At 40.7% G+C, this 12,154-nt stretch carries 12 protein-coding genes; all 12 read right to left on the reverse strand.

Features of this window, described 5'->3' with window-relative positions:
- Positions 1–98: 98 nt before the first annotated feature.
- Complete coding sequence (locus N7U62_RS13315) at positions 99–3,677, reverse strand: sensor histidine kinase (RefSeq protein WP_264138474.1); 3,579 nt, start codon at positions 3,675–3,677, stop codon at positions 99–101.
- 73 nt (positions 3,678–3,750) lie between these two features.
- The gene (locus tag N7U62_RS13320) at positions 3,751–4,071 is read right to left on the reverse strand and encodes a DUF983 domain-containing protein (protein ID WP_264138475.1); all 321 of its coding nucleotides are present in this window, start codon (positions 4,069–4,071) and stop codon (positions 3,751–3,753) included.
- 31 nt (positions 4,072–4,102) lie between these two features.
- Positions 4,103–4,351 carry a CAMCR motif-containing small membrane protein gene (locus tag N7U62_RS13325; RefSeq protein ID WP_264138476.1) on the reverse strand — a complete coding sequence of 83 codons (249 nt, stop codon included), beginning with the start codon at positions 4,349–4,351 and terminating at the stop codon, positions 4,103–4,105.
- 11 nt (positions 4,352–4,362) lie between these two features.
- A complete protein-coding gene (locus tag N7U62_RS13330; RefSeq protein ID WP_264138477.1) occupies positions 4,363–4,935 on the reverse strand; it encodes a DUF420 domain-containing protein in 573 nt (190 codons plus the stop codon).
- The gene (locus tag N7U62_RS13335) at positions 4,936–5,511 is read right to left on the reverse strand and encodes a hypothetical protein (protein ID WP_264138478.1); all 576 of its coding nucleotides are present in this window, start codon (positions 5,509–5,511) and stop codon (positions 4,936–4,938) included.
- Between the two features lie 57 nt (positions 5,512–5,568).
- Positions 5,569–5,898 carry a cytochrome C oxidase subunit IV family protein gene (locus N7U62_RS13340; protein WP_264138479.1) on the reverse strand — a complete coding sequence of 110 codons (330 nt, stop codon included), beginning with the start codon at positions 5,896–5,898 and terminating at the stop codon, positions 5,569–5,571.
- Between the two features lie 21 nt (positions 5,899–5,919).
- Positions 5,920–6,666 (reverse strand): cytochrome c oxidase subunit 3, encoded by a 747-nt coding sequence (locus N7U62_RS13345; protein ID WP_264138480.1) that lies wholly within the window; start codon positions 6,664–6,666, stop codon positions 5,920–5,922.
- Between the two features lie 17 nt (positions 6,667–6,683).
- Positions 6,684–7,259 (reverse strand): cytochrome c oxidase subunit 3, encoded by a 576-nt coding sequence (locus N7U62_RS13350; RefSeq protein WP_404818023.1) that lies wholly within the window; start codon positions 7,257–7,259, stop codon positions 6,684–6,686.
- A 2-nt stretch (positions 7,260–7,261) separates the two neighbouring features.
- A complete protein-coding gene (gene cyoE, locus N7U62_RS13355; protein ID WP_264138482.1) occupies positions 7,262–8,149 on the reverse strand; it encodes a heme o synthase in 888 nt (295 codons plus the stop codon).
- A complete protein-coding gene (locus N7U62_RS13360) occupies positions 8,142–9,212 on the reverse strand; it encodes a COX15/CtaA family protein (RefSeq protein WP_264138483.1) in 1,071 nt (356 codons plus the stop codon). The genes cyoE and N7U62_RS13360 overlap by 8 nt, the downstream gene beginning before the upstream one ends.
- A gap of 3 nt (positions 9,213–9,215) precedes the next feature.
- Complete coding sequence (locus N7U62_RS13365) at positions 9,216–11,060, reverse strand: cytochrome c oxidase subunit I (RefSeq protein ID WP_264138484.1); 1,845 nt, start codon at positions 11,058–11,060, stop codon at positions 9,216–9,218.
- A gap of 10 nt (positions 11,061–11,070) precedes the next feature.
- Positions 11,071–12,126 carry a cytochrome c oxidase subunit II gene (locus N7U62_RS13370; protein ID WP_264138485.1) on the reverse strand — a complete coding sequence of 352 codons (1,056 nt, stop codon included), beginning with the start codon at positions 12,124–12,126 and terminating at the stop codon, positions 11,071–11,073.
- Positions 12,127–12,154: the final 28 nt, after the last annotated feature.

The following is a 12,154-nucleotide window of genomic DNA, read 5'->3' on the forward strand; positions in this document are numbered from 1 at the left end:
GAGTTTTGTTATATGATATAAAGACCTGGAAAATTTCAATACCTGCGCTTTTGCCTGATTAACAGCAAAAAGAACGATAATATTTGATAAAACAAGGATTATGAGACAGGCACAGGCTCAATCCTATCCATCTGAATAAAGAAAGTCGTGCCCTTGCCCTCTACAGACTCGAACCAAATACTCCCACCGACCTGCTCAATGCCGCGCTTAGCCACTGCCAGTCCGATCCCTGAACCTGTCTCCTTGGTACTAAAGTTAGGCACAAATACTTTCTCTTTGATATCCTCTGGAATTCCGTTTCCATTGTCTTCAAAACTGATCAGCAGCTGATGCTCATCACCCGTCAACTTCACTTTCAGCAAAGGATCGGCGACATCTTTCATGGCTTGAAAGGCATTTAGAATCAGGTTATTGAATATTCGCCCGAAGAGTTTCACGTCTCCTTCTACCCAATAGTCTCCCTCTTCTTTTTCAAAAAGAATATTCTTGTCGACGTGCAGATCAACAGACTTTTCTAAAGTCTGCCCCAGATCAAAAGGCTCGCGCATCGGAGTAGGCATCTTCGCAAAGTGACTAAATGAAGTAACAATCTCATCCAGCGTATCAATTTGACTAAGAAGTATCTCTAGCGATTTTTTATCCTTTTCATTGGAGCCCAAAATCCTATGAAGATGCTGGATCGTCAGCTTCATTGGTGTCAGAGGATTCTTGATTTCATGAGCCACCTGTTTAGCCATCTCACGCCATGCGGCTTCTTTCTCATTTCGAGCCAGCTCTTCTTTGGTTGCCTCCAGTTTACCGAGCATATTGTTGTACTCATTTACCAGCTCTCCTATCTCGTCATCAGACTGCCAATCTATGGGCTGGTTCGTCTGCACGAACCCCGTGTCATGCAATCGGTCTGCTATGATCATGATAGGTTTCGTCAAGCGCGAAATCACATAGTAGGCAATCCCGATTGACAGGATAAAAACGAAAGAAAAAATGATGATAATATTACTAAATACGATCAACTGCTGACGCTCCAGGTGATTTTTAGATCCAAAATAGGGAACTGCCAAATAGCCCAGAACACTGCCATCCTCTGGTGAATTGATGCTTACATATATTGTCTTGTAGAGAAAGGAACCTATTTGTTCTTCTTTTGCCACATGTTCATTCCTGAGTTCTGAAAGTGATTTGTAGGCCGCTGGGTTCATGTATTCCGAAATAATCCCTGATTCATAAATTTCAGGTGTACTGGACGCTAGCAATTTTCCCTGCCTGTCGTACACATTGATATCCATCGAAGCATTGGTAGCTAGCTCCGCCACACTATTTTCTAACTGCTCTCGACTTGACCTTTGCACTTCATATTCTACAAAAATGTCATTTACATTTTCTGCCAATAGCAGTGAGCTCTTCAGGTTGGTCTTATCAATTTCCTTGCGATAAGAACTGTCGGTTGAGGTCAAAATTGCCACTGCCACCAATAGCAATGGAATCACAAATGAACCCGCTGTAAAAATGAGAATCTTAGTGGAAAAATTAAGGCTGGTAGCTTCACTGGTAGTCAGGTAGCGAACCACTCCTATGCAGCTTGTCATCATCAGCAAGAAGACAAACAAGAAGGAGAAATTAGACACTATATCTCGGTTGGCATATATCGGTGTGGAGACTATGGTGATTCTGTCCCCGACTACTGCAGCCAGATGTCTGGCACCTTCTCGTTCCAGTCCTTCTTCATATATGCTTTCCCTTTCCAACCAATTCATCTCAAAACTGGCCTCATATGGGAAATCACCAGAAACATAAAGCAAAGCACTATCTGCAATTATCGCATGACTGTAGCTGGTATTTGACTTGACGCTTCGATCCTGCAGCAACTGTGGCAACACGCGTTTAGAAGAAAAGCGTTTCAACCTCAACTCGATCTCGACATAGCCATTGATATCACCATAGCGCTCGACCTCCGTGAAACAGATGTATCTTTTCCGCTTATTGATATCCATTCGTCTATCGTAGTATACGTTTTCATAGGAGGTTTGAAATTCCGGGGATTCAAATCGCTTCTTGACTCGGGAGTAAGACATCCCACGATATTTTTTTGATAACCCTACTCCATTCTTGTCGAACAAATGGATGTCTATTTCATAATCACTGAAATAAGTATTGAGATAAGTTCTTTGGATTTTTCTTTCGATGCTTCGGAGCTGACTTTGGGGATTCAGCATTTTGCTATTGACGACTATGTCCTGCTTGATTTGCCCCAGGATGTTTGACAAGAGATATTCCCCCTCTACATCTCGATCCACCTGTAGGTAAGTAGCAAACTTTTGCATCTTAAACAGCTCATTCCTTTCGTGGGACTTGTAAATCTCAAAGGAGCCACCAATAGATAATAGTACTACCGTAAACATCAAATAGTTAATACTCTCAAACTTAAGAGAACGCAAACTATGCGGCATATTGAAGCCATAAAGTCCCAATATGTAGATCACATTGAGGCCAAATGCCAATAAGAAATTGGGCTTCCAAAAGAAGAAAACGCAAGACAAAAGACCGATGGCTATATGCAGTACATTCAAGTCCTTTCTTTCACCCTCCAATTGGGTCAAAATCATGTAGGCCAGATAGTGTGTCCCGAAATAAATGATGGAAAGAACACCTATCAAAAAGTAGGAAGTCAGACGCTCAAAGTCAAAATCCATACTATCCGCAATATCCAGGGATATCTGCGAATTGGAAAGTATCAAACTGATCGTGTTCAGAAGCGTGAATATGCTCAAGTAGCTGAGAAAAAGCACTACACTGCCAATCAGAGCCTTTTTCCTTCCGCTCAGCTGAGATACGAAACCCTTGCCATAGAGAATGGAGAAAATCAGGATAGTAAGTATGATCCCAAAATTGATAATCGCATCTCCGAGTGTAAAGTAAAGCCAGTTGTAGGTGAAAGTGCTCTGCTCAAAAATACTTAGCCTAACGAATGAATCAGGCAATTCGATCATCAGCATAGACAAACGCATTGCTAACAAGAGGATCGTCAGTGACAGCAACCCAAAAATAAATCCACGCCTGAGGTTCAACCACTGCGCAAAATGAAATACCAACAGAAATATGGTCAGAAGCAAAACCACCATGACTCCTGTGATGAAGTCATTGATTTGCTCGTTGTAGTAGGTCTGCCCGTTGCATTCTATATTGAATAGCTCTTCACCCTGATACTTGATTGGAATAGAATTGGGGTCTTCTGTGATCTTGACGTTGTGAGAGACAATAGATGGATTATACAAATCATCTAGATAAGTACTCGATTGATTGAATTTTCTCCTGACCCAAACCATCGTGACCAGATAGGCATCCTTCTCTTGCCACGAAATTCTCCTCTTGTTGTATAAAAACTCTCCCTGTTCATTGGCAAGAACCAAATCACTTGTTCGGAAGGGAAAATATTCGAATGGGGGAATGTAAGAATAGTCTGACCAGAGAAGCACGTCTCCCCGGACATTGTATATGACAAATTCTACATCGGAAGGTTTGTCCTTGAGGCTACCTTTTTCCTCAATCTGATCGGCATAGGTATTGAGCTCCTCAAAATGCTGTGCTACTGCAGTAGCTATCTCCTCTGCGATCTGCAGTTCATTTTTTTGAGAATAGCTAAACAATCCGGCCAAAATAAGGCCAGATAAGGCTGCCACAGCGGCAATCGCTTTTATCGTTTTGGGACTAAAAATGGATGCTCTTGATTTTGATCACAAAATACACAAAGAATTACTCTTTTGCATATTTCGTATCAAAGCCTATGCCACCAAATACATGCAGAAAAATGGCTCGTGAGTATCTGTACATAACTGGGAGTAAAAGGACATTCAGCCCCAACAAAACCGTCACATAAACCCACATGCTAGGGTCCCCCATCAACTTGTATAAGAATACTATAACTCCCACAGTCAGGGCAACGGAAAACCCATAACTCACATACATGGCACCAAAGTAGTAGCCAGGTTCCGGCTCAAAGGACTGGTGGCATACCGAGCATTCTTTGAGCATGTCTCTATCGTAGTACTTTTTTAATAAGGGAGTCTTGAACATATCTCCCTCTCTGCATCTTGGGCATTTGCACTCAAGCAAAGCTTGGCCTGCGTTTTTTCTTGCCATGTTGTTTGTATCTATAAAACCAAATCGCAGCGATCACTGCAATTGATAAATAAGGGGTCACAAAAAGGTACATGATCCCAAAATTCAAGCCATCAGCCAGAGCCAATTCGCCATTACTTACATTGTTGACAATGGTCGTCTTGCACATGGCACATTGGGCCATACTGGCAGTTGAGCCTAAGAGGGCAACTAGAAATAGAAATAGCTGTTTCATAATAGATTCATTTAACCCAGATAATAGGGACTGGCCAATATATAGACCAATACGCCTGTTACAGAAACATATAGCCATACTGGCCAGGTAAATTTCACAATCTTCACATGACGATCAAACTCCTTGGCTAGGGCAAAGTAGAAAGCTAGTAGCACAAAGGGAACCACCGCAGCTGACATCAAAATGTGAGACAACAATACAGTAAGGTAAACACTCCGCATACTGCCTACAGCAGCTGCTTCAGCTTCATCCAGCACTCCGTTTCCATCTATATCCCCAAAAATCACTGACTCCATGGTAGAATGATAGAGCACATAAGCTACCAAAAAACAAACACCCAACACCAATGCAGAAAACATAGATACTTTGTGCCATTTGATCACACCACGCTTGGCAAATATGCCACCGACAATCAACAGCACCGCAGTGATCGAATTGATAATGGCGTTAAAAGCTGGAATGTCCTTCAGCCAGAGCATATCGGCTGGAATTTTGTAAGGAGAATAGATCAAGACAGCTACTAAAGCCGGTACGACCACCGACAAAGTGGCCACTGTGATCATTGCAGTTTTTTTACTATTCATTTATTCGTTGAGCAAAATATAAACCTCGGTATTCAATCGGTCAATCTCTTCCAAATCCATCGGATCAAAGTACCCTCTGATTCTTGATAGTTCATCGACCAGTACCAGCGGATATACATTAGATTCAGCATCAGGGTTCGCGAACAATTGACACTCGGCAAAAGTAGTTAAGAGTGCCTCTTCTACCTGAACATATCTCAAATTAGGGTAACCCTGAAAACTTCGCGACAATGAATCCTGAGCATATAAAGCCAGCGTTTGAATACGTTCTTCCTGCTTGTATTTGCTCAAGAAACTTAGAATGTTATTTTGACCTGATCTTCTGTCTGGATGGGTCAACACACCATAATCAAATAGTGTAACCTTACCTTTAGTGAGCATACCCAATTCAGAAGGGTATTCAACCTTATAAGCAGAAGGATACATCACCTGACCACAGCTGGTCAAGGTATCTAGACCGTCTTTATAAAAGACCGGAATTTCGAATTTGTTCTCTCCGAACCCCTGCAAAAACAAGTAAACAGCTGCAGGACTAAAGAGTACAAATGCCAGTATGATAGACTTAATCCACTTCATAGACCAAAAAAAATGCCGTCTGATTGGACGGCATTATATTTTATAATTTTATTCGACTTATTGTCCTGACAATGCCTGGAAGATGGCCTCTCCCTGAATCAACAATGCCAAAATCAACCATGCCACAAAGATAAGTGGCGCTATGATCGACCATATGAGACCTTTTTGCTCATGAGACAAGTGCATGAACTCGCCTATGATATAAAATGCTTTAAAAATCGTCAAGACGATAAAAATAGAAGTTTTCAACATCCCAGGTCCCATGGTAAAAGCAATGATAAACTCCACTACTGTTGCCAAAAACAGAATTCCTGTCACTGTCCAAATCTTCTTGATTTTCGCTTTATCTGCTGGAATTACTTCCAGTCCTTTAGTTTCTTGTTCCATGTCTATGTTCCTGTTTTATAGTTAGACCAAATAGAAGAATGTAAATACAAATACCCATACTAGATCCACAAAGTGCCAGTACAAGCCTACCTTCTCTACCATTTCGTATGTTCCTCTTTTTTCCAAAACTCCTACTGTCGCCTGATAAAAGATGATAAAGTTCAATACCACTCCACTGAATACGTGGAAACCGTGGAAACCAGTAATGAAGAAGAACAATGCCGCAAAGTTCGGAGGTCCATATTGATTCAAAGAAAGATTTGCACCATTGAAAAATGATCCATCCAACAATTTTCCACCTTCTTCAGTACCTACAATGAAGTGCCCCCACTCCCAGGCCTGACAGCCCAAGAAAGTCAAACCACCTACGATGGTCCAAAGCATCCATTTTTCTACTGCCTTCTTGTCATTTCTATGACCTGCATCTACAGCCAATACCATAGTCACACTACTCATGATAAGTATAAAAGTCATGATACCTACGAAAACCAAAGGTAGGTGAATGCCGTGCAAGAAAGGAACGGCGTTGAACACCATTTCCGGAACTGGCCAATATTCTTGTGAAAAAACAAAATTTTCTAATTCACCTGCGTAAGCTGGGTGTGCATATCGAATCAATCCATAGGCCACCAATAAAGATGAAAAAGTAAATGCATCAGACAACAAGAAAAACCACATCATGAGTTTTCCATAACTCGCCTTTAATGGCTCGGTACCCCCGCTCCACAGGTTCTCATTGCTATCTACTACTACTGCCGTTCCAGCCATGATATTATCTAGTTTAATTAATGATTAAGAGTCAAAAATAAGTATAAATACAACCAAATACCACCTAAAAAATGCCAATAAGTTGTACACATTTCTATTCGCAAAAGGCTCTTCGAGTGAACCTTATATTTAAATGCTGAGATTACTACTATGAACAAAAAGATCACCGCACTCACCAGGTGAAAGCCATGCAAGCCTGAAAGCACATAAACAAATGATCCCGCTGGGTTTCCTACAAAAAACACCCCATCATTGATCAACTCCTGCCAGGCAATCAACTGTCCCGCTAAAAAGGCAAAACCTGTAATGGCGGTTAAAACCAAAAAGGTCTTCAGCTTTTTAATTTCATTCGTTTTCGCATAGTGATAAGCCAAATGCATGAATACACTACTCAGCACTACTATTCCTGTAGTGATATCAAACATGAAAGGCAGATCAAAATCCAACCAAACACCACTTGACTGCTTTACTACATAGGCAGAAGTAAATGCTGCAAAAAGCATTACCACAGAAACCATAAACAACCACATGGCAAATTTCTGTGGGTGCATTTTAAATTGAGTTCCTTCTGTTTTTTTCAATGCCATCTCCATAACTATATCTTATCTAATAAAAAGGCAATTTGCACGATTGGGAGGTATAAAAACGAACCAAACATGATTTTCAGGGCTGCTTTGTCGGTATTGTTTCTCATCAGACTAAAGGTCTGAGCCAAAAATCCTACTCCACATATAGTAGCTATGATCCCAGAATTGATTCCTGTAATACCGAAATAAGCTGGCAATAGACCCAATGGAAGCAAGAACAAGGTATAGACCATGATATTAATCGCAGTGTTCAAATCTTTCTGCCCCTTGTTAGGTAAAAGCTTAAATCCTGCCTTCTTGTAATCTTGATCTGCTACCCATGCTATGGCCCAGAAATGGGGAAACTGCCAAATGAATTGGATTCCAAAAATAATCAAAGCCTCATAGCCGATGTATCCGGTAGCTGCCACCCAACCCAATAATGGAGGAAGTGCTCCAGGAATCGCCCCCACAAATACCGCAATTGGCCCTACTCTTTTGAGGGGAGTGTACAAGAAGCTATAAAGAATCAATGAAACCAAAGACAAAAGTGCGGTCAAAGGATTAGTTACCAAATAGAGGAGTCCCAAACCAAGTACCGCTACCAAAAATGAAAATAGAATGGCTTCATTTTTAGATATCCGACCTGTGGGTAAGGGTCTATTTTTGGTTCTTTCCATCATCGCGTCATACTCAATCTCTATTACTTGATTGATAGTAACAGAGGCACCCGACACCAAAAAACCACCCAAAGAAAGCAACATCAAAACCGACCAGTTCAGGTCACCTTGAGCCGCTAGAATGTATCCAAATCCAGAAGAAAAGGCCACAAGGAAAGACAATCGCGGTTTCAGCAACTCAAAATATGAGCCTACTATTGACTTTTCTTTTACTGCTATCGTACTTGAATTAGGCATTTGCGCTATTTAAATCCGAAGATTTCTCACTTATGATTAAATACAAATAATACTGGACGCCAAAGATGATAAGTGCCAAAAGCAAATGGACCGGTTGCAAGAAGTAAGGAAGTGCAAAATAGGACAAGACTGCCCCAGTTACGATTTCCAAAATTACTAACAACAACAAACTCCAAACTAAGTACTTTGATGTCGAAAAATTCTTAATGCTTTTTGACAATCTATAGATCAAAAAAGCATGAACAAAAAACAGAAGAATGGAATAAGATCGGTGGATATAAAACACAACGCCAAGGTTATCTATCCAACTCCATCTATTTTCCTCTCCCAACTTATCGGCTATCACATCTACTGCCTCTCTCACCTGTGTACCCAAAAGCACTTGAGCAAAAAACAGAATCATGCAAAACAAAATGAGTCTTCTAACCTTGTAAGGTTTATAACTCACTAAACCGATTAACTCCTTTTTTCCTGTATAGAAACGCAAATAGATTAACAAAGCGATCAGAGCTATGGCTAATACCATATGAAAGGTGATCAGTCCTGGCAACAAGTTGGTCGACACAACCAATGAGCCAGTCCAGCCTTGAAAAATCACAAGAATCAATGCGAAAAGAGAAAGAAAAAGAACTCGCTTATCAGCTTGATAATAGCTGAACGAGACAACAAAACAAGACAGAATTAAAAACCCTATCAAGACGCCTACTAAACGATTGATATATTCAATCCAGGTCTTTTGAAAATTAAATTCCTGTTCACGCTGAACATTCTCCCCCTCTACAACTTCCCTAGCCAATTCACTCAAACCGACTGCTTGGAGCACTTTGGCCAGACGTTGATTCTTTTCAATCCGTTTCTGGAGATATATTTCTTTATAGTCCTCTGGTAATTCGGATACCTCTGTCGGAGGTACATAAGAACCGAAGCACTTTGGCCAATCGGGACATCCCATCCCAGACCCTGTACTACGAACAATGCCGCCTACCAATATCAAAAGGTAAACGGCAATGATCGTAATAAAATTTAGTGTCCTAAATAAACCCTTTTTAGGTTCTTTTTTCATCCATTAAACCTTTTCATTCTTAGCTTCTTCAGCTTCATGAGGCAGGTTAGATTCTGGTGTATTTGAATATGGAACTGTCTGAGGAATAAAATCAGATTCAGATCCTGGCTTGCTATAGTCATAAGGCCATCTGTATACAGTTGGGATCTCTCCTGGCCAGTTGCCATGACCTGGCAATCTTGGAGTCGTCCACTCTAGTGTATTAGAGTTCCATGGATTAGCAGGTGCCTTTCTACCTCTAAAAATGCTATAGAAGAAGTTGAAAAGGAAGATAAACTGTGCACCAAATGTCAATATAGCTGCCACACTTACAAACATGTTCAAATCTGCAAAATCAGAGAATGCATCAAAGTTTGTAAATGAATAATAACGTCTTGGGAAACCGGCAATTCCGATATAGTGTAGTGGGAAGAATACCATATAAACTCCTACGAATGTCAACCAGAAGTGAATATACCCTAGTTTCTCATCCATCATTCTACCAAACATCTTAGGGAACCAGTGATAGATACCTGCTACCATTCCAAAGAAGGCTGAACTACCCATAACAAGGTGGAAGTGAGCCACTACAAAGTAGGTGTCGTGCAAGAAAATATCGAGCGCTGAGTTACCAAGGAAGATACCTGTTACACCACCAGAGATAAACAATGATACTAGACCGATAGAGAACATCATAGCTGTCGTAAACCGGATGTTACCTTGCCACAAAGTGGTGATATAGTTGAAGGCTTTGATCGCAGATGGTACTGCAATCACCAATGTCAAGATCATAAAGATAGACCCTAAGAATGGGCTCATACCTGTCACGAACATGTGGTGTGCCCACACGATGAAAGACAAGATACCAATTCCAATCATAGACCCAATCATCGCTCTATAACCAAAGATTGGTTTTCTAGAGTTCGTTGAGATAATCTCAGAAGTAATACCCAGTGCAGGTAGAATAATAATGTATACCTCAGGGTGTCCTAAGAACCAGAACAAGTGCTGGAACAAAATTGGGCTACCGCCAGAGTTTGGCAATGCTTCACCACCGATATAAATATCAGATAGGTAGAAACTAGTACCGAAAGATCTATCAAATACAAGCAACAAGGCTGCTGCAAATAATACTGGGAAAGAAAGAAGACCCAAGATAGCAGTCAAGAAAAACGCCCAAATAGTCAAAGGCATTTTAGTGAAAGACATTCCCTTGGTTCTCAGGTTAATCACCGTACTGATATAGTTGATACCACCCAATAGAGTAGAAGCAATGAAGAATACCATAGCTACCAACCAAAGTGTCATTCCTAATCCAGAACCAGAAATTGCCTGTGGCAATGCACTCAACGGAGGATAGATAGTCCATCCACCTGCTGCAGGTCCAGTAGAAATAAACAAAGAGATAAACATGATCACACTTGACAAGAAGAAAAACCAGTAGGACAACATATTCATGAAACCTGATGCCATATCCCTTGCACCAATCTGAAGTGGAATCAAGAAATTACTAAAGGTACCACTCAACCCTGCAGTTAATACGAAGAATACCATGATGGTACCGTGCATAGTAACAAGAGCCAGGTAGAACTCTGTATCAATCTTTCCTGCATCGGTGATCCAGCCTCCCATGATTGGTCTCAACCACTCTAGGTTCATGTCTGGAAAACCAAGCTGCAATCTGAAAATGATAGATAAACCACCACCAATGATTGCCCATAATATACCAGTTATCAAAAACTGCTTACCAATGACTTTGTGATCTTGTGAGAAAATGTAATTCGTCACAAAATTGCCATGATGCTCATGATCATCATGCGATGCATGTGAATCTACATGCTCATCTAATTGTACTTCAGTAACTGCCATATCTCTTCTATTATAGTGAAGCTTCTGCTTCCTCAATCTCTTCTTTAACCGCTACTGTCTCTACAGGAGACTTAGCTTCAATTTTAGATAAATACTCAGGGTTTTTAGACAACCATGATTTTTGAGAGGCTTTCCAAACCTCATAATCTGCAGGCTCATCTACTACGATGGTAGATCTCATTGCAAAGTGACCTTTACCACAAATCTTGTTACACACCAACTCGTAAGTAAAGTCTGGGTTACCAGTTTCTTCTGCCATTTCAGCAGTAGTTTTAGTAGGTACAAACCAGAATTGAGTTGGAAGACCTGGTACAGCATTCATCTGCAACCTGAAATGAGGTACATATACAGAGTGAATTACATCTCTTGCTCTGATCTTGAACAAAACAGGCTTTCCTTTAGGAATGTGAATTTCTCTTGGAATGAAATCGTCCTTCGCGAATTGATTAGTAAAATCAACTCCCATTTGATTTTCGAAATCGATCAGTTTATAATCGTAAGGTCCCAATTTGCCATCAGGCCCTGGGTATCTTGACGCCCATGCATACTGATATCCCATGATCTCTACCACCTCAGCATTGTCTGGTGCCTGATCCGTGATTTTGTCCCAAGCTCTGAAACCTGAGAAAATCAACAAAGCCAATACGAATGCTGGAATCACTGTCCAGATCAACTCCAATTTGTCGTTGTGTGGATAGAAATTAGCTGTGCTGTCAGATTTGTACTGATATCTATAAGCAAACCAGAAAAGCAATATGTGCGTCAGAATGAAAGCAGCAACTGTCACACCAGTTGTCCACCAAAATATCTGAAATGTTACTTCTCCGTGCTCAGAAGCTACAGGAACTGTGTATCTATCAAATTGAGTATAGGAATAACCGAAAAACAGCACAATCCCTAAAACCAAGAATACAAGAAACAATGCAGCATTGATCTTATTACTCTTTCCTAAAGACTCTCCGTCTTTATTCCCTCTTACTACTTGTACCAGTGTATGGGCTCTAAATATGGTCACCAAAATGGCTCCAATTAGAATAACCGATACTAAGATTACAAAATTCAGCATGCTTTTATATTAAATATTTTAAACGCTT

Origin of the sequence: Reichenbachiella ulvae (genome assembly GCF_025833875.1) — a bacterium.
Classification (GTDB): Bacteria; Bacteroidota; Bacteroidia; order Cytophagales; family Cyclobacteriaceae; genus Reichenbachiella; species Reichenbachiella ulvae.